Annotated in this window: 24 protein-coding genes; 14 read left to right on the forward strand and 10 right to left on the reverse strand. The window is 43.7% G+C overall.

All coding sequences use genetic code 11. The annotated features are described in order from the left end of the window. The first annotated feature begins 107 nt into the window (after positions 1–107). Positions 108–413, forward strand: coding sequence for a hypothetical protein (locus FDP09_RS04230; RefSeq protein ID WP_137401459.1), 306 nt, complete (start codon positions 108–110; stop codon positions 411–413). A 434-nt stretch (positions 414–847) separates the two neighbouring features. Here FDP09_RS04230 and FDP09_RS04235 read toward each other — a convergent pair whose 3' ends face one another. Beyond that, positions 848–1,618, reverse strand: a complete 771-nt coding sequence (locus tag FDP09_RS04235; RefSeq protein ID WP_137401460.1) for a type III pantothenate kinase — start codon at positions 1,616–1,618, stop codon at positions 848–850. A gap of 106 nt (positions 1,619–1,724) precedes the next feature. Here FDP09_RS04235 and FDP09_RS04240 point away from each other — a divergent pair, with 106 nt between their 5' ends. Continuing rightward, a complete protein-coding gene (locus FDP09_RS04240; protein WP_137401461.1) occupies positions 1,725–2,204 on the forward strand; it encodes a GNAT family N-acetyltransferase in 480 nt (159 codons plus the stop codon). 165 nt (positions 2,205–2,369) lie between these two features. On the opposite strand, the gene FDP09_RS04245 is transcribed toward FDP09_RS04240, so the two are convergent. Next, positions 2,370–2,672 carry a DUF4286 family protein gene (locus FDP09_RS04245; protein WP_137401462.1) on the reverse strand — a complete coding sequence of 101 codons (303 nt, stop codon included), beginning with the start codon at positions 2,670–2,672 and terminating at the stop codon, positions 2,370–2,372. 186 nt (positions 2,673–2,858) lie between these two features. On the opposite strand from FDP09_RS04245, the gene FDP09_RS04250 reads away from it, so the two are divergent. The 3 genes from FDP09_RS04250 to FDP09_RS04260 all read left to right on the forward strand — a co-directional run bounded on the left by FDP09_RS04250 (position 2,859) and on the right by FDP09_RS04260 (position 5,800). Then, positions 2,859–3,305, forward strand: coding sequence for a sterol desaturase family protein (locus FDP09_RS04250; protein WP_137401463.1), 447 nt, complete (start codon positions 2,859–2,861; stop codon positions 3,303–3,305). Further along, on the forward strand, positions 3,302–4,201 hold the full coding sequence (locus FDP09_RS04255; RefSeq protein ID WP_137401464.1) for a MerR family transcriptional regulator: 900 nt from the start codon (positions 3,302–3,304) through the stop codon (positions 4,199–4,201). The genes FDP09_RS04250 and FDP09_RS04255 overlap by 4 nt, the downstream gene beginning before the upstream one ends. Positions 4,202–5,149: 948 nt before the next feature. Then, the gene (locus tag FDP09_RS04260) at positions 5,150–5,800 is read left to right on the forward strand and encodes a TetR/AcrR family transcriptional regulator (RefSeq protein WP_137401465.1); all 651 of its coding nucleotides are present in this window, start codon (positions 5,150–5,152) and stop codon (positions 5,798–5,800) included. 129 nt (positions 5,801–5,929) lie between these two features. Here FDP09_RS04260 and FDP09_RS04265 read toward each other — a convergent pair whose 3' ends face one another. From FDP09_RS04265 to FDP09_RS24275, 7 genes are all read right to left on the reverse strand, one after another. Beyond that, positions 5,930–6,421, reverse strand: a complete 492-nt coding sequence (locus FDP09_RS04265) for a peptide-methionine (S)-S-oxide reductase (protein ID WP_137401466.1) — start codon at positions 6,419–6,421, stop codon at positions 5,930–5,932. A gap of 20 nt (positions 6,422–6,441) precedes the next feature. Further along, positions 6,442–6,885 carry a peptide-methionine (R)-S-oxide reductase MsrB gene (msrB, locus tag FDP09_RS04270; protein ID WP_137401467.1) on the reverse strand — a complete coding sequence of 148 codons (444 nt, stop codon included), beginning with the start codon at positions 6,883–6,885 and terminating at the stop codon, positions 6,442–6,444. Between the two features lie 219 nt (positions 6,886–7,104). After that, the gene (locus FDP09_RS04275) at positions 7,105–7,899 is read right to left on the reverse strand and encodes a hypothetical protein (protein ID WP_137401468.1); all 795 of its coding nucleotides are present in this window, start codon (positions 7,897–7,899) and stop codon (positions 7,105–7,107) included. Between the two features lie 118 nt (positions 7,900–8,017). Then, on the reverse strand, positions 8,018–9,211 hold the full coding sequence (locus FDP09_RS04280; RefSeq protein ID WP_137401469.1) for a glycosyltransferase family 4 protein: 1,194 nt from the start codon (positions 9,209–9,211) through the stop codon (positions 8,018–8,020). Then, positions 9,208–11,004 carry an asparagine synthase (glutamine-hydrolyzing) gene (asnB, locus tag FDP09_RS04285; protein ID WP_137401470.1) on the reverse strand — a complete coding sequence of 599 codons (1,797 nt, stop codon included), beginning with the start codon at positions 11,002–11,004 and terminating at the stop codon, positions 9,208–9,210. Before asnB ends, FDP09_RS04280 begins: the two co-directional genes overlap by 4 nt. Positions 11,005–11,006: 2 nt before the next feature. Next, positions 11,007–11,690 (reverse strand): endonuclease III, encoded by a 684-nt coding sequence (gene nth, locus FDP09_RS04290; protein WP_137401471.1) that lies wholly within the window; start codon positions 11,688–11,690, stop codon positions 11,007–11,009. A 256-nt stretch (positions 11,691–11,946) separates the two neighbouring features. Continuing rightward, a complete protein-coding gene (locus FDP09_RS24275; protein ID WP_137401472.1) occupies positions 11,947–12,228 on the reverse strand; it encodes a BPTI/Kunitz domain-containing protein in 282 nt (93 codons plus the stop codon). Positions 12,229–12,476: 248 nt separating this feature from the next. Here FDP09_RS24275 and FDP09_RS04300 point away from each other — a divergent pair, with 248 nt between their 5' ends. The 9 genes from FDP09_RS04300 (at position 12,477) to FDP09_RS04340 (ending at position 21,450) form a co-directional block, all read left to right on the forward strand. Further along, a complete protein-coding gene (locus tag FDP09_RS04300; RefSeq protein WP_137401473.1) occupies positions 12,477–12,734 on the forward strand; it encodes a DUF4212 domain-containing protein in 258 nt (85 codons plus the stop codon). Between the two features lie 36 nt (positions 12,735–12,770). Continuing rightward, entirely contained in the window at positions 12,771–14,474 is a 1,704-nt protein-coding gene (locus tag FDP09_RS04305; protein ID WP_137401474.1) for a sodium:solute symporter family protein, read from the forward strand. Between the two features lie 252 nt (positions 14,475–14,726). Continuing rightward, positions 14,727–14,954, forward strand: coding sequence for a hypothetical protein (locus tag FDP09_RS04310; RefSeq protein ID WP_137401475.1), 228 nt, complete (start codon positions 14,727–14,729; stop codon positions 14,952–14,954). After that, positions 14,954–15,259: a type II toxin-antitoxin system RelE/ParE family toxin gene (locus FDP09_RS24280; protein ID WP_137401476.1), complete on the forward strand. Its 306-nt coding sequence runs from the start codon at positions 14,954–14,956 to the stop codon at positions 15,257–15,259. The genes FDP09_RS04310 and FDP09_RS24280 overlap by 1 nt, the downstream gene beginning before the upstream one ends. A 790-nt stretch (positions 15,260–16,049) precedes the next feature. Beyond that, positions 16,050–17,948, forward strand: coding sequence for an acetate--CoA ligase (gene acs, locus FDP09_RS04320; protein ID WP_137401477.1), 1,899 nt, complete (start codon positions 16,050–16,052; stop codon positions 17,946–17,948). A 251-nt stretch (positions 17,949–18,199) separates the two neighbouring features. Then, complete coding sequence (locus FDP09_RS04325; protein ID WP_137401478.1) at positions 18,200–20,146, forward strand: DUF294 nucleotidyltransferase-like domain-containing protein; 1,947 nt, start codon at positions 18,200–18,202, stop codon at positions 20,144–20,146. Continuing rightward, a complete protein-coding gene (locus tag FDP09_RS04330) occupies positions 20,143–20,817 on the forward strand; it encodes a 3'-5' exonuclease (protein WP_187328794.1) in 675 nt (224 codons plus the stop codon). The genes FDP09_RS04325 and FDP09_RS04330 overlap by 4 nt, the downstream gene beginning before the upstream one ends. Positions 20,818–20,863: 46 nt before the next feature. Continuing rightward, complete coding sequence (locus tag FDP09_RS04335) at positions 20,864–21,169, forward strand: DUF4160 domain-containing protein (RefSeq protein WP_137401479.1); 306 nt, start codon at positions 20,864–20,866, stop codon at positions 21,167–21,169. Further along, complete coding sequence (locus FDP09_RS04340) at positions 21,166–21,450, forward strand: DUF2442 domain-containing protein (RefSeq protein ID WP_137401480.1); 285 nt, start codon at positions 21,166–21,168, stop codon at positions 21,448–21,450. Before FDP09_RS04335 ends, FDP09_RS04340 begins: the two co-directional genes overlap by 4 nt. Positions 21,451–21,453: 3 nt before the next feature. Here FDP09_RS04340 and FDP09_RS04345 read toward each other — a convergent pair whose 3' ends face one another. Continuing rightward, entirely contained in the window at positions 21,454–22,839 is a 1,386-nt protein-coding gene (locus tag FDP09_RS04345; RefSeq protein ID WP_137401481.1) for a DUF4403 family protein, read from the reverse strand. Positions 22,840–23,009 lie beyond the last annotated feature (170 nt).

The raw sequence follows: 23,009 nt of genomic DNA on the forward strand, positions 1-23,009 counted from the left end.
TGCCTTTTTGCCCACCCGCTATTTAATTTCTTAACGCCCAATACCTGCAAGGCGGATTCAGTTAATAAGTCCCAAAAATGTATGGCTTCCTGATAACGGCCCTTGGTATGCCTATTTTCCAGCCAATGGTGGAGGCCGTTAAGAAGGGGAGTTGGCTCGCGTCGTGGAACAGCGAGACCCACTCGCTTTTAGACCGTAGCCATCGGGTGGAAATTAAAATGGGTGACAGATCCACGTCGCCTGGGAAATCCATGTCCCATTTTAAAGGGCAGACCACCGGCCTGGATTTTCTGCCTGCCGGAAGGCATGGTTTTCTTTCTTTTTCATCAATAGCCTGCCCCGAAGGCTTTCGGAGGAAAAAAGTAAAAGGTTCCCACCAAAATGGCCAAAGCCATTCAGTTAAAGCCAAATAGAAAAGAAACTCCTGGCAGGTGAAAACAGGGAAATAGCCTTAACTAAACGGCATTGAAAGCGGTTTCAATTCAGGCCCAATATGCACTTTTCAAACATAATACCTTTGTGGATTTTTTTTATCGGTGGTTTAGCCATTAAGAAAATTGGCAGCCCCCAACTTTTCCGCTCGATCCGGAAGTGGGAGGCATTTTATCATGGTAACATCTGCGTAAAGATAACCTACAGGACATGAATCATAATATATTTGGATGTGAGTTCTCTGTACAGTAAAGCACTAGTGTCAAACCTAAAACTACGTGTAATCCAGTGCGTGTTTTGGCATACTTCTACGTTGCAAAAAGACTTTCTTAGTACGGATAGAGGCGTTTTTTGCCCCTTGATCTTGTCCAAAAACCACTACCGCCTTATCCGGCATTTAAGCAATGACTTGACACTAGTTGTTTTGCTCGGTGATTAGTTTAATCCCTTTCAGGGTAAGGTTATTATCAATGAGGTCAAATTCTCCTTGGAGGTTAGTAAGAATCTTGGACAAACCTCCCGTAGCGACTACTTTAAAGTCTTGCGGAAGCTCCTTTCTGATGGTTTCCAACATGCCGCGAACCAACCCTGTATAGCCGTACAAAATGCCCGCTTGGATAGAATGGACGGTGTCTTTTCCAATGGCAGAATCTGGAAGTTCCAGTCGGACTTCTGGTAATTTTGAAGTGTTTGTGAAGAGGGATTTGATGGCTGTCTTGAGGCCGGGCGCGATGGTCACCCCCAAAATCTCCCCACTGTGGTCTATAACCGTAAACGTCAAGGCGGTACCAAAATCAACGACAATACAGTCTGAGCCATAGTAATCATACGCTGCCACGGCATTTGCCATCAGGTCTGTGCCCATTTCCGCCGGCTTTTTAGTAGTAACAGCCATGGGCTTATAGCTCCTTTCTGTAATGAAAAAGGCATCCTGATGGAGATAGGCCCTAACCGCCTTTCTTAGGTTTTCATTGATCTCAGGCACGACAGAGCTGATACCGACGCTGGAAATATCCGATGGAGAAATGGAAGACTCCAAAAAGAACAGGCTCATGTTTTTCTTCAGGTAGTTAAACTCCATTCCCCGCTGGGTCTCCATGCGGAGAACGGGATCCCACTTTTGCTCTTTAGCGTCGAAAAAGCCAAAAACGATATTCGAATTACCTGCATCAATGGACAAAAACATAGGTATGATATTTATTGATAGACATTTCTATTTAAATCTAGCACCTGTAATACCCAAAATGAAATGAGTCCTTAGTTCTTTTTCGAAAATTTTCTAATTTCGAATCATGTACACTATCAGAGAAGGAAAAAAAGAGGACTTGCCAAGAATCTTTGAATTGGTCGAAGAACTGGCAATTTATGAAAAAGCTCCAGAACAAGTGACCAACACCATAGCGATGATGGAAAAAGATGGCTTTGGTCAAAATCCCGTTTTCGGATTTTTTGTGTTGATCAAGGACAGCAGCCAAGAGATCATCGGTACGGCGATCTACTATTACAGATACAGCACCTGGAAGGGCAAACGACTTTATTTGGAAGATTACATCGTGACGGAGAAAGAACGTGGAAAGGGTGCAGGCAAGTTGCTTTTTGAGCGGGTAATGAAAAAATCCATTGAGGAAAATTGTACCGGTATGATGTGGCAAGTGCTGGACTGGAACGACCCTGCAATAAATTTCTACAAAAAATATGATGCTGAAATAGAAGGCGGATGGTATAACTGTCACCTGCAGTCTGAAGAGATCAAAGAACGGCTAGGGAAGTAAGCCTTAAAAAACGTACTAGTATCATCAAACCTAAACCTACGTGTAATCCGATGCGTCTTTTGGCTTATCTCTTCATTGCAAAAAGAATCCCTCTTAGCCATCCCGACGCGAATGGGGCTGAGAGGGATTTGATGAATAAAATAAGACCGAATAATTTTCGGGAGTTTATACCTGCTCTAGCAATGACCTGAAGATCGCATAACGATCCTGAAAACGGTGCCTGAATTTCTCTTGCAGGTCTTTTGCATGCTTTTCCTGATATTCCTTTATTTTTTCCATAGAATCAGCGAAGTATTGTACCGAATAATTCACCCCTCCATCTTCATTATCGTGCATCAATCGGAAGAACTTATTTTCCACAAATATTCCAGTGGCCATTACAGCTGGAATATGCTCGTCCTTCATCCACTTGATCCATTCCTTTTCCACTTTCTGATCGATGTTAACCGTAACATTGTATAAAATCATTGCTAATTTTGTTTATCTTTATTGGTAAATTTGTTAAACAAAATATGTAATTTTGTCTTAATTTGCCAGCTACAAAAATAGCTATTTCAGTTGGTTTGGTAAGTGGAAAAGCCATAAAAGGAACGTTGGCTTGATTATTTCCTCAAAGTACTCAAACAATTGGACTCCGTAAAAAGTTATTGAAACATGTTGGAAGCAGTAATGTTCGTGGTCATCGGTTTTGTGTTAATGGAATTGGCTGGATGGGCCATCCACAAATTTCTGATGCACGGGATCTTTTGGAATATTCATAAAACCCACCATACAGCGACAAAAGGCCCGTTTGAGAAGAATGATGTTTTTTCCACCCTGTTTGGAGGAATTGCAATCGCCTTGATGATAGTGGGCTATGGGGAGTTGGACTATCGATTTTGGCTTGGGGTAGGAATAAGTGTTTATGGAATGTGTTATTTTTTCTTTCATGATGTCATTATCCACCGAAGGGTAAAGTGGCTCAAAAGACCTGAAAATGGTTTTTGGAGAGGCTTCGTGAGGGCACACCAAGCCCATCACGCAAACAACAAGAAAAAAGGTTCAGAGGCCTACGGGTTGTTCTTTGTGCCATTTAAATACTTCAAAGCAGGGAGGAAATGAGCAGCTATTCTATCAAAGACTTGGAGCACTTGTCAGGCATCAAAGCCCATACACTAAGAATTTGGGAACAACGGTACAATTTGGTCCGACCAAAACGCACAGATACCAATATCCGATACTATGATGATGCAGATCTTAAGTTGATTCTAAACGTTGCACTGCTCAACAACAATGGCTTTAAGATTTCGAAAATCGTAGAGATGTCCCCGGCCAACATTCGGGACAAGGTGATCTCGCTCACCGAAGGAGTGCTTGCGTACGAGGATCAGATTCATGCATTGACCGTTTCCATGATTGAGATAGACGAAGAAAGCTTTGACAGGGTCTTGTCCATCAACCAGCGAAGGATTGGTTTTGATGAGACGATGCTCCGAGTAATCTATCCTTTTTTGGCCAAAATCGGATTACTTTGGCAGATAGGCAGCATTAGCCCAGCTCAAGAGCACTTTATCAGTAATCTGATTCGCCAAAAGCTTATCGTAGCAATCGACAATTTTGTCTATCAAGGTGGTGGAAAGAAATTTTTACTTTTTCTTCCTGAAGGGGAATTGCATGAAATATCCTTGTTATTTGCTTCTTACCTCATCAAACGCGAAGGTCATAAGGTGATCTATCTGGGCCAAAGCACCCCAAAAGATGACCTGATTGAGGTGTACAATTATCATCAACCGGAATTTTTGATCACTGTCATCACCACTTCACCAGATGCTGGCAATTTGCAAGCTTATCTGAACGAGTTAGGTGGTATTTTTGGAAAAAGTGAGTTGATTGTTTCCGGATATCAGATTTTGAGAACACCGGTGGAGCTCCCCAAGAATGTAAGACTATTGGAAAAGATTGAAGACATCAAAGACTTCGTATTATGCCTTATCCCGGAAGAAAAAGCGATAAGCTGAGGGAGTATTTTTGGTTTGATTATGTGCTATTTCGGTAAATTGGCAAAAACACAACGTCAAATCAAACCAATAAAATAGTATAAACTTTGGATAAACATTGGGGCAATTTTAAAAAGTCCGTATTCATCCATGACCAAGACTGGAAACTATATCAAAGTGGGGAAATATACCATTTGAAAAACGATCCCTCAGAAAAACACACGGTGAAGCTAGATGAATTAGATGGGGACGATCATGAAAGAATTTACAAATTAAACAAGGCGTTAAACCAATTTATTAAGCAAGGCCATAAATGATTGTTGATTTCTTTTATATTCAAGAGCAATGTTGCAACTAAATGATATCGCTCTTATCATTTAATATTTAAAATACTGACTAACAGTTATTTACAAATCTTCAATAAAGACTCTTTTGTTATTCCTAGCATGCTATCAACTGAAGAAGCACAAAAAAATAGCCAAAATCTAAGATTAGATAGCATCATTAGGGCGATAGTTCTAAAAATTTAAATAATGTTTCGGTTTTATATTTTTAAAATTGGCTTTATTTTAGGGGTCAAATAAAAATCAGCCCCCTAATCCATAAAACCACACAAAATAGATATAAGCTCCTGATAGCCTAAACATTAGAGTTATGGGTATGAGCTTAAACTATTTTGCTCTCTTTATTAAATAAACGATTATTTAAAAATATAAAAAGAAGTTACATTAAGCTTAAGATAACCCCTCAAACGTTCTAAAAGTCTTGTTCGTGGACTGAAATCATTTTGCCAATTCAATAGCACAAATCAATAGAAAAGGCACATAAGATCACACCATTTTAGAGCAGAAATCATCAAACAAAAAAAGTAAATAACACGGTAAAAAAGTAAAAAATTGGTGGTCTAGTTCGTTTTTAGTAATATTTAACGTGACGACAACAAACCCATCCTGTGTTAGTTTTAAAGTTATGGAAAAGAAGAAAAAAATCTCCACAAAGCAGCGAATTATCAATGAAGCCATCCGCCTCTACAATGAATATGGTGCCCACAATATTACGAGCCGACATATTGCGGCGGAATTAGGGATTAGCCATGGCAATCTTGATTACCATTATAAAAATCGTGAAGCCATCCTTCTTGCCATTTATAAGCAGATGAGGGAAGAAATGAGCGCTTCCTATGAAAAAGTGTCCGGATCTTCTTCATCGTTTACGGACTTCCATATGCTGCTGCTTCATTTAGAAGCCTTTCAGTATAAATATCGTTTTTTTAACCAGGACGTTTTAGAAATCTCACGATCCTATCCGGAAGTAAGCAAGCTATTGAAGGAAACGATCGAATTAAGAAACAAACAGATGGCCGAATACTTTGAACGGTTTAAGAAGCAAGGCTTTGTGCAGGACACCATAAACACCGTTGCTGAAAGGCTAAAGAGGACTCTACGCATCATCATCACATTTTGGCTTGCTCAGCGAGAGGTACTAAGCCATCAAAAGGGAAAATCAGAGGGAGAAATGGCTCGACATATTTGGGAACTGGTGATTCCTTATATGACTGAAGAGGGGAAAACTGAATTTAAAGCTGTTGTGGACCAATACGGCTATCGCTACGAAGGATAATAAGCATCCCATTAAGCTAGAGACCACATACAAGATCAAACGGAAAAGATGCCGCATTTATGCAATGATGAAATCCCGGGAGAGGCAAGGTTAGCGCTACACGGCACAAAGTATGATGAATATACCAAACTATAAAGGTGGGCTGAAATATTCACCAAGTCGCTCCTGAAGCAATGCCAGCTTGGGCTGAATATATTGTCCGCAAAATGGAGCTTCTGGCTTGTTCAGATAGTAATTTTTAAAATGTTCCTCATTATCTCTGAATCCTCCAAAGTCAAGCGTTTGGACGATAAGTGGTTTGTCAAACTTGGGCTGCAGGTGTTTGATTATTTCCCTGACTGACATTTTTTGACAGGAGTCCAAAACATAAACAGCAGAGCGGTATTTCTTTCGCATTCCATGCAATGATGTACTACTGTGCGTGATCAAATGAGCCTCAACCAATACAGACAATGGTATGATAGCAGGATCATAATCTACCAATACCGCTTCCGAGAAAGTGGCCTGTTCGGCACGATTGGCGATCCAGCCTTGCTTCACTAAGTGGACTCCTTTCAAATGCTGAAACACTGCTTCAGTACACCAATGACAGCCTCCTCCAAAGCCAATTTGCTGCAACATACTACCCGCCCATTACTAGATTATGAGACCTTTTTTAGGGAAACGGCATTGACACAATACCGGAGTCCACTGGGTTCGGGGCCATCGGGAAACACATGCCCCAAGTGTGCATCACAGGTATTGCAAGTGATTTCTACCCGGACCATGCCAAACCCTACATCCTTGTGGTAGGCCACAGCACTTTTCTCAGCGGGCTGTGTGAAAGAAGGCCATCCTGTACCACTTTCGAATTTTTTCCCGGCATCAAAAAGCAGGGTGTCACAGCAAATACAAGCGTATTTTCCAGGCTCAAAAAGACTACACATCTCTGAACTATGTGCCCTCTCAGTGCCCTTTAGACGGGTGATTTTATATTGCTCCGGAGTAAGGAGGCTTTTCCATTCCTCCTCACTTTTTGTCACCTTTTTTTGGGGTGTTGGGCTGCCATTGTTTGCAAAATGAATGACGTCTGACCAGTTTAGCATGATCGATTGAGTTTATTTCTTGGATCGAATTTACAATTGTTTTTAAAATTCCATCTTCAAAACAATACTTCTCCGAAATTAGCTCCCTGCCCCGTAAATTTCTTTCAGGCAACGGAAATGTACTACCTCAGGGCAATTGAAAACGCTTTTCTGTGTAGAGAACCCGATTCATTTAAAAACGACTTTCATCCCTACCACCCGCACTTTATCTTGGACTTTTCAAAGGGAATTTTCCTCACATAGCAATAGCGAATTCATTAAGACTGGATGGAAATTTAGGTGACTCATCAGCCCACCCTCAAGTGTCTTTTCATCTGTCAGGAGCAATTTGTAATAGATATCAATGATGATGGAAAGCTCTTCAAACCATAATGGAGCCTTGTTTTGCTGATTGTCCAAAAACGGTGCTGCAGAAAAATAAGGATGGATATCCGAGGTTTTGTAGCGCAACTTCACATAGTTCATATAAGCGCCATCATCTTGCTTGGCGATGGCCAAAGCATACATAAAGAGTCCATCCTTGTTAAATGTAAGTGTCGTGTTTGGGTGGAGGACATCCTTGGAAGATGCTAAAAATATGGCACTGGAGGCGAGCGGCCCTGATTTCACCTGACGACTACTCAGGGAATAATCCGGAAAATTTGCGGGCATAAGCTGTTTTACAGGGTATTTGGGATAGTTATCCACTTCATGATCATAGATATAAATATCCTTTCGCAGGCCTGAGCTTTCCATAGCGTTGAGCGTTTCGCTGATTCCAGGCATTCTTTTGATGGCGGTTATGGGACGCTGACGGAACACGTCCTCGATAAACTGTCTCGTCTTTTCTCTTTGGCCAGAAAAATCAGCATAGCGCGCCTCCACAAATCGTCCATACGAATCGATGAGCATGGACAAAGCCTGCATCTTCTCTGCACCCAGTTCTGTAGAAAACGTTTCCTTTTCCTGGTGTCGAGGTGCGCAGCTAGCCAAAAGCATTAGCAAGAAAAACCAAATGAACCGGACGTTTTTCATGGTAAAGGAGCCTTAAGGGATTTGTAAGCAATTAAAAATCAGCAGTTTTACAATTTAATATACGGAATTTGCCTCAAAAAAGCGATTCTGATAATTGATAATTTCTGTTGAAGTCTCCTCACCTAGACCAATCGTCCCCAAGGGTTATTAAGAGCTTTTGGACCGCAACGGATGAAGAGAACCGGCTTATGGCCAATTCCCTTGAGCGTCGCTTCATGTCCGCTAGCAGCTCAGGGTTTCCTTCCAATTTTTCCAGTTCACGCAGGGTATCCTTTGGCTCTTTATAATCGAAAAACAAGCCAATTCCATGCTCTTCCACAAGGTTCCAAACCCATCCCTGATGGTTGATCAGGATGGCATTTCCCATTGCAATAGCGTCAAAAAATTTGTTGGGGCTATTGGTTTGCAAGATGGGTAAATGATCAAAGGAAATGAATGACAGGTCAGCATGACCAAGTAATTGCCTCACCTGCCCTTTATCGCCAAATGGCAGAAATCGCATGTTTTTCAGCCCCAGGTGTTGGGATTGGGCTTTGACGGTGTCCAGCTGCTTACCCTTTCCCATGATCGCAAATTGCCAATTCTTGCCCTTGTGCTGAGCCAAATCAGCCAGTTTGACCAGTTCATCCACGGCATTTACGTCTCCCACCGCACCCGTGTAAGCGAAGGTGAGGTGATCTAGCTTCCAGCCCATTTTACGTAGAAAAGCAAGGTCTTTTTCTATGGACGGCGTAAAAAATTCCACATTCGAAAAGTTGGGAATCAGATGGATCTTCTTCCCTGGAACTACGGCATGGATATAATCGCAGATTCCCTCGGAAAGTCCAATGATTTGAGAAGCTTGCTGATAGACATGCTTTTCCAACTTGTACAGGACTTTCTTTAACCACTTATGCTTGATGGCCCCCACTTGAATAGGAGCTTCCGGCCACAAGTCTCGCACTTCAAAAATGTAGGATAACCCAAGTTTCTTTTTTGCCCATAAACCTATCAGCCCCGTGGTCAGCGGCGTGGAAGTAATGTACAGCAGATCAGCTTGCTGAAGCCGCTTTAACAATCTTTTTGCATGCCGCACAAATTGATAGAAAGCCCATACCCTGCGGTAAAAGCCAAAGCTGTTGTCATACGGTACAGGAAGATAGTGGACCTTGATGCCATCGATTTCCTTCAGCTGGTAGTGGTTATCATTGTATGTGGTGATCATTTCTACATCGATACCGGCTTCTACCAAGCCTTTGGCCAAGTGATAAGACCGGACCGCCCCGCCTTCTTCGGGGGTGACGAAGTATTGGTGGATGTAGATGATTCTCATAGTTGATGATACGTGCACCAGGCAGCAAGGATATACAGGTTCCAGATTTCTAGAAAATGATGTTTCACGTGTTTATCTGGACGGAGTGCCAAAGTAAGCATTTCTCTGGGAATAATGTCTTGTTGCGCTTGGGCAAAGGTTTTGATCGTCCCAAACACCAATGACTGGAGCGCCCTGTCTTCTTCCAGCCATTCCCGCAAGGGCAAACCAAAACCTGCTTTCTTGCGAACAGCGACTTTTGCTTGCCCACTATCAGCCAAGAGGGTTTTGATCCACTCTTTTGGGCTTAGGGAGAGGTGCTGTTCTTCGGTGAGGGATTTGCTCAGCCTGACCAATGCCGTGTCCAAATAAGGTGCACGGCCTTCTATTCCGTGTGACATGAGCGCATTGTCATGGATTTTGAGGACATCATTGACCAGGTAATAGCCACGATCCCACTCCAAGGCTGCTTTGTAAGGGGAAAGGACTTTAGGGTAATAATCCAAAAACCTACTAAGGTATTCCTCTGGAATGGAACGTAGCGAACTGAAATTCAAAAAAGTAATGGATTCATCTTCCCGTATTCCCTTGGCCAATTTCTTGATATGCCTGCCAAAGAACGGAAACTTCCCCATAGACTTGGCCGCTTTTAGGGCAAAGGTCTTGTGGTGAAGATATTGTCTAAAGGCTTCATGCCGGTTGTACCCACTAAACAGCTCGTCTGCCCCCGCTCCGCTAATGAGGATACGAACATACGGCTTGGCCTCTTTGGCAATCATCCAGCTTAGAAAACTCGCGCTGTCCCCTATAGGCTGGTCTAGTGAAGCGATGTAATCTGGCAAATACTGCAGCAATAACTTGGACGTGACCAGTACTTCATGGTGAGCACAGCGGTATTTCGCCGCAACTTGCTGCGCATGGACCGGATCGGGGAATTTCTTGCGGTGCTTCTCCTCAAAACTCACCGTAAATGTATGTAGTGGGATGCCCGTTTCCTGTGTCCAGCATTGCAAAAGCAAACTGCTATCGGCACCACCACTCAGCATCAAACCTACCGGCACATCTGCATGAAAATGCTTCAATACCGCGTCGCTTAGTAAAGAGCGGAAGCCTTCTTTATCAGGTAGCTTTTGGCTTTGTGCCTGGATTTCAACGTGTTGTTCTTTTTTAATATTTCCCTCAAAATCCAGCTGGAGTACTTTCCCGGGCAATACTTGCTTGACCTGCTCAAAGAAACTCTTGTCCGGAAAGCTGTGTCTGGAGTAAAAGTAGGGCACAAACTGTGCATTGTCCAGCCGCTTTGGGATGAATCCAGAAGCAATGATGCTGCGAGATTCAGATGAAAAGAGCCAGCGGCTGCTTTCGTGGAAATAATAAAGTGGCTTCTTCCCGTGTGGATCCCTGGCAATGATGACTTCTTGGTTGCTCTGGTCAATAAAAACGACAGCATACATCCCTTGCAGGCTTTTCACTCCAGAAATTCCGTAGGCCTTTAGCCATTTTAGCAGCACCTCACTGTCAGACCGGCTTTCGAATACGACTCCCGCTTGCAAAAGGTGGTTCCTGAGCTCATCGGCATTGTAAATTGCCCCGTTCCACACCAGCGTGAATGCTCCATTGTCAATTTGCACAGGCTGATTGGACCAATCACCCAAGTCCACGGTCTTCAGACGGTTTCCAGCCACGAATAACTGGTCATTGACTTGGCACCATGCAGCATGGTCCGGCCCACGGTGGGCGGTGGCCTGCATCATTTGTTGAATGGCGGTTTCACCATTTTGGGAAAAGTTCATTACCAAATTGACCCCACACATGTTTATTTCCTTTTGGGGATCAAGTCTTTTTCAGCTTCTATCTTAGCTTGGTTTTTCTCAAAATACCGGCAAAAGTGCGTGAGCTCACATTCGGTACATTTCGGGCTTCTGGCCAGACAAACATAGCGGCCATGCAGGATCAGCCAGTGATGGGCCACATGAATGTGCTCTTTTGGGATATGCTTGATCAGCTGTTTTTCTACCTCCAACGGTGTTTTGGCATTCTGCGGTACTAATCCAAGCCGCTTGGAAACGCGAAACACATGGGTATCCACCGCCATATTGGGCTGGTTCCAGACCACCGAGGTGATGACATTCGCAGTCTTCCGACCCACCCCAGGAAGTTTGATAAGTTCTTTTACCGTGTCAGGAATTTCACTGCCAAAATCCTCCACCAGCATCTTTGCCATGCCCAGCAGGTGCTTGGTTTTGTTGTTGGGATAGGAGACAGATTTGATATAGGGAAAAAGCTCGTCAAAATCAGCCGCTGCCAAATGCTCTGCCGTCGGAAAATCCCTGAAGAGCGCTGGCGTGACCATATTGATCCGCTTGTCCGTACACTGGGCACTGAGGATAACTGCTATTAGCAACTGGAAGGGATTTTCATACTGAAGCTCCGTCTCAGCTGCTGGCATATGTGTAGAAAAATGGTCTATAAATGCTTGGTAGCGCGCTTTCTTTAACATGTCTCTTTTCCTAGTCCAGCCCAAAGATAAGGGAAAACACGGCGAATTGGAAAGCTCCAACTGGTTTCGGTTTGTTAAAACCTCAGTTCGATTTTTAAACCGTCACTGCGAGGCTTAGAGGGAGATTTGAGGGGTGGAAGCCGTGGCAGTCTCGGTATTTCGGGATTGCCACACCCTTTTCCAACCCACATCCTCCTTAAAAGGGTTCGTATGACGCTTTTAATACTAAAATTAAGTCGAGCTCAGGTTTAAAGCGTTAGTGGCATTTACATTCTTCACACTCCTTTTCAGTTTCAAATCCCAATCGAGAACATCCAGAATAACCAATTAGCTCACACCTGTTTTTATCCTTATTAAAAAACCACCTTTCAAAGTAGAGCTGGCAGATTTCAGTGGTTGGAGGGGTTTCGTTGCAAACCGCCAAAGGAGGTTCACAGTCCTTGGAACAGCTAATCATGACCAAAATAAAAGTGAAAAGGCCGATTGATTTTAGCTTGGATATCTTCATATAAATTTGGCTTGATGGTTTATCCCCCATACGTCACTAGGCAGGCAAGTGCTACACCAATCTGTTGATGGGGGAGCTTGATTGTACTGTAGTGTGATGGTTGTGCGGAAAAATATATTGGATTCAACTGGATTATCGAGCTTTTTGTTGTTAATTAATAAGCTGAAAAGAATTGGTTCGAACTAGAGTTGACCGGTTTGGCTGGCTGATGCTCCGTTTTCTTTTCTGATTTGTAGCAGCATATTTATCGATACAACCCATTATAATCATTACCTGACATGAGTCAACAAGAAAAAATGAAAGCCTATTGGAGGCGAAATGTGAAGATTCTCCTTTCCCTGCTTGCGGTTTGGTTTACCGTTTCCTTTGGATGCGGTATTTTGCTCGTAGATGTTCTAAATAAAATTCAGCTTGGAGGATTTAAGTTGGGTTTCTGGTTTGCGCAGCAAGGTGCCATTTATGTTTTTGTGATCTTGATTTTTGTGTACGTCTGGCTGCTCAATAAGCTAGACCGTGAATTTGACGTGCACGAGTAATTTTTATCCCTTTCCCAAACCACAACTATCTCAACAATGGATATTTTAACCTGGACTTATATACTTGTAGGGCTTTCTTTTGCCCTTTACATTGGCATTGCGATCTGGAGCCGGGCAGGTTCTACCAAAGAATTCTACGTGGCCGGTGGTGGCGTTTCTCCCTTGGCCAACGGCATGGCCACTGGAGCCGACTGGATGTCGGCGGCTTCTTTTATTTCCATGGCTGGATTGATTTCCTTTATGGGCTATGACGGATCCGTTTACCTCATGGGCTGGACAGGAGGCTACGTGCTTTTGGCCCTTTTGCTGGCGCCTTATCTGCGAAAATTCGGAAAATTTACCGTTCCCGATTTTGTAGGGGATCGATATTACTCCAACAAGGCACGAGTTGTGGCTGTTTTTTGTGCCATATTTATCTCGTTCACCTACGTGGCCGGCCAAATGCGTGGTGTAGGCATCGTTTTTTCCAGGTATTTGGAAGTTGACATCAACACGGGAGTGATCATTGGGATGTGTATCGTGTTTTTCTATGCCGTTTTGGGCGGGATGAAAGGAATCACCTACACCCAAGTAGCGCAATATTGTGTATTGATCTTTGCTTTTATGGTGCCGGCAATTTTTATTTCCATGCAGCTGACCAGTAACCCGATCCCACAATTAGGTTTGGGAGGAACTGTGGCGGATGGGACCTATTTGCTGGACAAATTGGACGGTGTATTGACAGACTTGGGTTTTCATGCTTATACGAGTGGTAAGAAGTCCATGGGAGACATGTTTGCCATCACCTTGGCATTGATGGTCGGGACAGCGGGCCTTCCGCATGTCATTGTGCGGTTTTTTACCGTTCCGCGGGTAAAGGACGCCCGGCTTTCTGCAGGCTACGCCTTGGTGTTCATTGCCATTCTTTACACCACGGCTCCAGCAGTTTCTGCCTTTGGGATTTATAATGCCATAGACTCTGTTTCAGAAAAGTCCATCGATGACCTCCCTGACTGGGTCAACAACTGGCAGCAAACACAGCTGATCAAGATCAATGACAAGAACCAAGATGGAGTGGTGCAGTATGTAGCCGATCCGGAGCGGAATGAGTTTACCATCGACAAAGACATCATGGTACTGGCCAATCCGGAAATAGCTGAGCTGCCAAACTGGGTGGTAGGCTTGGTGGCGGCCGGTGGGATGGCCGCGGCCCTTTCTACGGCTGCAGGCTTGCTGCTGGTGATTTCCACTTCCGTTTCCCGGGATCTGGCCAAGAATTTCAATCCTGGGATTTCGGACAAAAAAGAACTCCTCATCGCCCGTGTAGCGGCAGCAGTGGCGGTGATCATAGCGGGTTATTTTGGGGTGAATCCTCCCGGGTTTGTGGCTGAAGTGGTAGCTTTTGCTTTTGGCTTGGCTGCGGCATCATTCTTTCCGGTGATCATCATGGGGATTTTCTCCAAGCGCATGAACAAGGAAGGTGCTATTTGGGGGATGTTGGTAGGTTTGGTGTTTACCCTTTCTTATATCATTTACTTTAAGTTCGGCGCAGACCTCTTTGGTATTCCAGCAGACCACCTTACGGCCGATCAATGGTGGTTTGGGATTTCTCCCGAAGGCATTGGGTCTATAGGCATGGTATTGAACTTTCTGGTGAGCTTTGCCGTGTCACGCGTTACACCCGCCCCACCTGAAGCGGTGCAGGAGATGGTAGAAGACATCCGAATCCCAAGAGGCGCAGGACAGGCACAAGGGCATTAAACTATTTATAGAGTTAAAATAGTTAAAAATTGGGAACTCACTAGCGAAGGTTAATCGTTAATTACAATATATGATTATCCGCAATTATACCAGTAATTGCAGGAAAATTAAATAGGTGCTCACAGAAAGCATGGAAATCTCAGAAAAGCCTTATTTCATTCTGGGTGTTCTGTGCGTTCCGTGAGAAATAAAACCTACTGGCAATAAATCACTTAGATTAATAAAAATAGTTGGGCAATAAAAACAGTATAAATGGAGAATATGGATATTAAAACGGAAAAATATGCTTTGATAGAATATATTACACAGATAGAAGATTTGAGTATTATAGAAAAGCTCAAAGAGTTTGTAAAAGCAAATGACCATGATTTTTGGAATGACCTTTCTGAAGATCAAAAAAGGGAAGCTAAGGAAGGGATGAATGATTTAGATAGTGGATTGAAATTTGACTATGAAGATGTCCTATCTAAGCACAGGTGATGAACAGGAAAGTCGTCCTATCTCGAAAGGCTAAGAACAACCTTACAGACCTTTTGGAATTCTTAGAAAGAAGATGGTCAGTGAAGGTTAAGAGTGACTTTATTAAAAAACTTGATTATCGGATTAAACTCATTTTAACCTATCCAAAAAGCTGTCCGGAATCCAAAGAAATAAAAGGACTTTATCGCTGCGTAGTCACGAAACAAACCAGTTTTTTATATAAAATTAAGCCAAATTTTATTGAGATTGTCGTGATTTATGACAATCGCCAGCATCCTAAACGAATCACAGGGAAAAGGAAATAATTAAAAACTTACTATGCTGCATTTTAGACCTCCTAAAGAAATTAGATGGGGACGGTAAGGGCTTCTTAAGGGGACATTATGGGTTAAATCCAGAATCAATGCCGTTTAGTTAAGGGGATTTCCTTCTTTTCACATACCTAAAAGTCCTTTTTTTGATTGACTTTGGCTGGGGAAACCTGATCATCTTGGTGGATTTTATCCTTTTCCTTTTTTCCATTGATGAAAAAAGAAAGAAAAAAATATAGGCCGGTGGGCAAAAAGGCAGGCTTGTTTGACGAAATGCTGCCCTAAAAGAATGTTGGCAGCTCAAGAAGGTTTACCTGGCTTTAGATAGGCCTGCTTGGCTTTAGACAGGAGGAGTTTGCCTGCATGAGGGGTAGGTTTTAATTTTAGGCCGATAGATGCACACCTGTGCGCCTTGGCGTAGCGGCGGGGTTTCCACCACCGGCGGACAGGTTTGGGTTACTTTTTTGACCTGAAGCAAAAAAGTAACAAAGGTAAAGAGATGAAAACCATCTTGGAATTTAACTAGAAAAGTAATTAAACCAATATTTCCAGATACACACGAACTAAACGACATTGATAAACCGGGTTAAATCCTCCTTTTTTTACCTAGAAAACATCAATTAATTGTGTAGCTTTAGGAAAGCTTATTTATTGGATATTTAACTGGTCTTTTTATAAATATTCTACAAACATTTAAAAGGTTGGCAGAAATATTTCGTTATACCAATAATGTTCAGTGTAGCAAAATCGAATTAATAATAAAACCTAAAACCATAATTAGACGATGAGTGATAGAATTCACACCTTGAGTGGTTACTTTCATGAGTATCAAAAAAGCGTTACCGAGCCGGAGCAATTTTGGGCACGGATTGCAGATTCCTTTCACTGGAAAAAGCGATGGGACAAAGTCCTGGAATGGGATTTTGAAGGTCCTGATGTGAAGTGGTTTGTCAATGGAAAGGTTAATATCACCGAAAATATTTTAGAGCGCCACCTTTTTATCATGGGCGATCGCCCAGCCATCATTTGGGAACCCAATGATCCTAATGAGGAGGGCAGAACACTCACCTACCGCCAGCTTTACCATGAGGTCTGTAAGTTTTCCAATGCCTTGAAGGCAAAGGGAGTAGGCAAGGGTGATAAGGTTATCATCTACATGCCGATGGTTCCAGAGGCCGCCATAGCCATGTTGGCCTGTGCGCGAATTGGTGCGGTTCACTCAGTGGTTTTTGCCGGTTTTTCCAGCTCTGCACTGGCAGACAGGATCAATGACTGTGAAGCCAAAGCGGTCCTTACTTCTGATGGAAACTTCCGGGGATCAAAGAAAATTGCCGTAAAGGATTTGGTGGACGAAGCACTGGAAAAGACCAAAACGGTCGAAACCGTGATCGTTTATCAAAGGACGGAGCAAGATATCAATATGGTCGAGGGACGGGATATATGGTGGCATGATGCCATTCAAGACCAGCCGGACACCAATGAGGCAGAAGTAATGGACAGCGAAGACATGTTGTTTATCCTTTACACCTCTGGATCTACCGGCAAGCCAAAAGGTGTAGTACATACCACTGGGGGCTACATGGTCTATTCCAAATATACCTTTGAAAATGTGTTCCAGTATTCTCCAGGAGATGTGTATTGGTGTACGGCTGATATCGGATGGATTACTGGCCACTCCTATATTGTTTATGGCCCGTTATTGGCAGGAGCCACATCCATCATGTTTGAAGGGGTACCGACTTACCCGGACGCCGGGAGGTTTTGGGCCATTGTGGACAAGTACCAAGTCAACCAATTTTACACTGCTCCAACAGCCATTCGAGCCTTGGAAGCACACGGCACCAAACCCATTGAGCCGTATAAGCTCGATTCTTTAAAAGTATTGGGATCCGTAGGGGAGCCGATCAACGAAGAAGCTTGGCACTGGTACCATACGCATATCGGCAAAAATCGCTGTCCGATTGTGGATACTTGGTGGCAGACCGAAACGGGCGGGATCATGGTTTCGCCCATTGCAGGCATCACTCCAAATAAACCGGCCTATGCGACGATGCCTCTCCCGGGCGTGCAGCTGGCCATTGTCGATGCTGAAGGTAAAGAGCTAAAGGGAAAAGCAGTGGAAGGAAACCTCTGCATTAAGTTCCCTTGGCCGGGAATGCTGCGGACGACCTATGGCGACCATGACCGATGCAAGCAGACTTACTTCTCCGCTTATCCAGGGATGTATTTTACCGGTGATGGAGTAAAGCGTGACCATGATGGATATTACCGTATCCTTGGCCGTGTAGATGATGTGATCAATGTTTCCGGCCACCGAATGGGCACCGCCGAAATCGAAAATGCCATAAACGAGCACCCGAAAGTGATCGAATCGGCCGTAGTAGGTTATCCGCATGAGGTCAAAGGACAGGGAATCTACGCATATGTGATCTGCGATCTAAAAAACAGGACCGAAGAAAACCTCATCGGGGAAATCAAAGATACCATTACCAAGAGCATCGGCCCGATCGCCAAGCCGGATAAAATCCAGATTGTGCCAGGCCTGCCAAAAACCAGATCAGGAAAGATCATGCGTCGAATCCTCCGAAAAGTAGCAGAAGGAAGCTTTGACAATATGGGCGATACTTCGACACTATTGGACCCTGCCGTAGTGGAAGAAATCATCGAAGGAAGAGTGGAATAACGCTTTTCTACCAATAGAAAACAGGTAAAGCTGCTCCCGGGAAGGAGCAGCTTTTTTCCCTTAAAGGATACAAAAATTATTGGAACAGCACAATGGAGTCAGAGACTCAAAACTTACCAGTGCCCAGCACAACCCTGCTCTCACCTCTCAAATCTCATCACTCAATACTATTTTTCCTTTCGGCACTTTTTGAGTAGATTGCTTGCCAAACGGGGCTTAACACCAATCATTCAGCCCTTTTCCAAATAACCATGTCCAATGTCATTGTCAATAGGGTAAAGGAATTTCTCCACCGCTTTCCGCCATTCAGTTTTCTTTCGGATGAATTGTTAACCGATGTTGCGCGCGAGGTGGAATTGATGTACTATACAAAAGGGGAGTACATTTTTAAAAAAGGCAATCCTGCAAGCCCCCACTTTTTTGTGCTCAAGGAAGGGTCGGTTTACCTGACCGAAGAGGATGGGGGCAAAATGGTGGTTAAGGATTATTGTGATGAAGGAGAGGTTTTTGGGGTGTTGGCGCTGCTGGGACAGCGTCCATATGTACTGAATGGGTACGTGGCGGAGGACAGTTTGATTTATGCTGTGCCGGTGGATGTATTTGATAAGGTGCTGAAGGAAAACAGTGAGGTGAGCTTGTACTTTGCTGCGGGTTTTGCAGCAGGGCAGGTGGTGGTGCGCACAGACCTTTCCCAGTCCCAAAAAGCCCGAAAGCTGCTAAAAGACGCCACTTCGGATCATGGGCTATCCCTTTTTATGGAAAAGGGGAAACTCAATTTTCCTACTGATGTGCTCAGCTGCCCTCTTGGGACACCCCTTCGGGAAGCCGCTCGCCTGATGCAGGAAAAGGATGTCGGTTCCATTGTGGTGGTGGATGGCACGGGCCACCCTAGCGGCATCATTACCGATAAGGATATTCGTAACCGGGTGGTGGCAGCAGGTATTCCCTATGACGTCCCAGTAGAGGAAATGATGACCCTTCCAGTTCGGACTGTGCACCATCAGTCGGATTTTCCCACCATTTACCTGACCATGATCAAGAATCATTTGCACCATTTGATCTTAACGGAAGATGGGACAGACCAAAGTAAAATTACAGGAATTGTCTCTGATCATGATGTATTCCTCTCACATGGAAACAGCCCAGCGGTGCTGATTCATGGCTTGATGAACACGTGGGATGTCCAAGAAATGAAGGGAATCCGTGACCGTGCGGAGGCCTTGTTAGGATATTTTTTGGAAAATGAAGTAGCCATTGACTTTGTGGCGAACATTTTATCGGAGATCAATGACGTAATCATAAAAAGGGCGGTCCTTTTGGCCAAGAAGAAGCTAGACCAAGACTTTGTAGAAGAGTGCAAGGTGCCCTTTTGCTTTTTATCGCTGGGCAGCGAGGGAAGACAAGAGCAATTGCTGAGAACTGACCTGGACAATGCCTTGGTCTTTGAGGATGTGGATGAAGATAAGCTGCCACGTACCAAAGCCTACTTCGAGGCCTTGTCACAGGAAGTTATCCAGACCTTGATTGCATGTGGCTTTCATCCCTGTCCCAGTGAGGTCATGGCCAATAACCCGGAATGGTGTCAGCCGCTTGCTGTGTGGAAGGATTACTTCAGTCAATGGGTGAATTTGCCCGATGAGGTGGCTTTGATGAGGGCAACCATCTTCTTTGATTTTAGACCCGTTTATGGATCCAAGTCATTGCCGGAAGAAATGACACACCATATTTACCAAGTCATCGAGGAACGAAAGGCCTTTTTGGGATTTTTGGCCAAGAATGCCCTGCTCAATCCCCCTCCTCTTGGGTTTTTCAAAAATTTTATCGTGGAAAAGTCAGGAGAGCATAAAGATCAGTTTGATATTAAGCTACGGGCCATGATGCCCTTGGCCGATGCGGCACGATTGCTTATCCTTAGCCATAAAGTCCTGGGCATTAACAATACCTTCGAGCGATTTGAAAAGCTGGCGGCATTGGAGCCACAGAATGCCAACTTATACGAAGAGGCAGCCAGTGCTTATGAGATATTTTTACGGTTGAGGGCCTTGGAAGGGATTGCCAGTGGTACTTCTGGACGATATATCACGCCAAGGTCACTGGGCAAGTTGCAGCGTCAACTGCTAAAAAATGCCTTTGCACCCATCCAGCAGATTCAGGAAGTGCTGACCGTCAGATTTCAAACCGACTATATTCCGAAATGAGTTGGTGGCGGATATTTAAAAAGCGGCCGATAAAATCCGCGATGGTAAAGCAATATGAGGAAAATTTCTCTAAGCAAATTTCCAAGAAGTTGCCCATTTCGGAATTGTCCTTTTTGGTCATGGATACAGAAACGACTGGATTGGACGTGAAAAAGGATCATATTTTGGCCTTTGGAGGGATCAAGGTTTCCAATAACCGCATACTGGTGCAGAGTTCACGGGAACAATTTGTCCATTCCAAGAAGAAAAATGCCTCCAGCATCAAAATACACGAAATCGTTCAGCCCAGCAATGCCGTTTCTCCCAGGGAATTTGTTCGCGGTTTTCTGCCTTACCTTGGCAGTGATATCCTAGTAGCCCATCATGCAGGCTTTGACCTGGCAATGATCGAAAAAATATGCTATCCCTTTGGACTACGGAAGCTGGCAAATCCAGTGGTGGACACCGGAGACTTGGCGATGCGGCTGGAACATGGTATCCACTATGATCCTTCTCGCATCAATTTACGCGACTATAGCTTGGATAAGCTATGTGAACGCTATAACATTCCCATCCAAGATCGACATACCGCAGCTGGTGACGCGTTTTTGACCGCCCAGCTTCTATTAAAATTGCTCAAAGCAGCCGAAAAAAGAGGAGTCATCACCTATGGGGACTTGATGCGGTGGTAATAGTAAATGAATTTTGAATGCGGTTAAAAACTTCTTATATTCTAAAATGCCCAAGATTTTCGAATATTTAGGTATTGTTTTATACTTCTATTCAAATGAGCACGAACCAGTTCATGTCCACGCTACAAAATCAGGAAAGGAAACCAAGGTTTCATTTATCATAAAAAGCGGATTAATAGAAGAAATTATTATTTCAAACGTACCAGGAAGAAGCCCGATTAAAGGCCAGGATTTACAAAATTTAAAAAAGTTTGTAGTAAAATATGGTGATGAGATTGTAACAAAATGGGTCGATTATTTCGTTTATCAAAGAAGGGTAGGGTTTGAAAAAATCACAACAAAACTAAAATGAAAGTTCGAGAAGAGTTTGTAGCTTATAGGGCTACTTCAATAGGGATAGAAGCAGCGGAATATATTGGACAATTTCGTATCAGGGTATTGTTCAAGGACAAAACGGAAAAGACAGTAGATTTTAGGCCCTTTCTAAAGCAATCTACGCATCCGGAAATCCAAAAGTACTTAGATGAAGTTCATTTTAGAAATTTTAAGGTAAAGGATGATAACCTTCAGTGGGGTGACTACGAAATGATTTTTCCAATCTCGGAATTATATAAGGGCAAAATATCGTTTTAAAACTTACTTCAATTTCACCTCCATTTCACCTTTGGAACGTAAATAGAGACGGATATCTTTTTCGGTCGTATAAATGCCCTCTACGTCCAAGGCTGGCCGCTTTACCCTGAAAGACGCGTAGTCCGTTTCGACATAGCCCTGTTGCTGTAGCTCTAGGCGCGCAGCATGAATATACTCCCCAATGGGATAGACAGCATATTTTTTCATTTCCTCCAAAACTGCCCCCTGCTTCATCCAGCTTGCACTGTTGGCAAGGATATTCTTGGTGTTTAGGTCAAAATCAATATCCTCAAAAACGATAGCCTCACGCAAGGGGTCATAGGTAGGCTTTCCTACCAAATAAATATTGCCCGCGATATTTTTCTTGTCATTTCGTGTGACCGTAAAATCCACCTTTACCAAAGCTTTGTCCCCAAAATGTTGGGTCTCGAAAGCTTTTGGTGTCAAGACCGTTTTACTGTCCATCTGGAAGGATTGATCGGCAAGCATTTCATTGAGGTACTTATCCAAATCCTGATAGGGAATGGACAACGGAAGCATGATGTCGATATAATTCCTGCTGTCATCATTAAAATAGAGGTTTGGAAGGGGGCTGGGAGAAATCTCCGGAGCACTTCCGATTTGTGTAAACACCTCACCCTCAATACCAATGGTGAGCCTCAGCTTTTGATCTGCCGTAAACTGCTCCCGTACTTTGATCTTATGGGGCACTGTGTAGATGTACGCATCAATGCCGTCTTGTTCAATTTTCACTGGCTTTCCATAAGCCTTCCACGTATCTTCCATCATGCTTTTAAAGCTGATTCGGCTAAGATTATCCCCAGTAAGCTGTTCATCAAGCATTTTCTCCACATGTTCCTTTAGCATCGGGCCAAAGTCAATTTCATAGCCCAGTAAATTATACTTCAATGACCTCCCCCAACTTTCGATATTGACTTGAGAGATGCCAATGTCCCAGTTGCGGCCGATGACCGGCACAAAGCTCACACGGGGAGCAAGCCCTTCATCAAAGGGAACTGCTGTAGAAATTTCCTGTCCAAAAATCTTCTTTTTAATATTCAGCTTTCCCTTTAGCTGTAGTGGAAGGTTTATGGCCAATTTATTTTGGCCGAGGGAGGAAAGTGAAATATCCCCTGTCCTGCTGACATCCAAGTCCGCTAAAATGCCATTGCCCATGTTTAGCCCTTTTTCTGTGTACAATAATTCACTGAGCTCGCCATTCAGGTTGCGCTCGATATAGTCCAAGGGAATCTCCAAAGGGACATTGACGCGGGATATGGCCTCTGGTAATGCGGTTGGTTCTCCTGAAAATTTTGGCTTTTCAGGATTGATGCTTTTGCAGGAAATGATCAGCAGCACAAAGCTGAAGATGAGAAGATTGGTTTTCATACATTAATATTTCGGGCTTACAAGGATAACGAATCAAGATGAAAATCCTGACGCCAAGCCCGAAGAATTAAAAAATTCCATGTTAAATTTTATTAATAACCTCAGTTCGATTATAAAATCGTCACTGCGAGGCTTAGAGGGAGGTATGAGGGTTGGAAAAGGGTTCGCTA

The sequence above is a fragment of the Echinicola rosea genome, assembly GCF_005281475.1.
Taxonomy (GTDB): domain Bacteria; phylum Bacteroidota; class Bacteroidia; order Cytophagales; family Cyclobacteriaceae; genus Echinicola; species Echinicola rosea.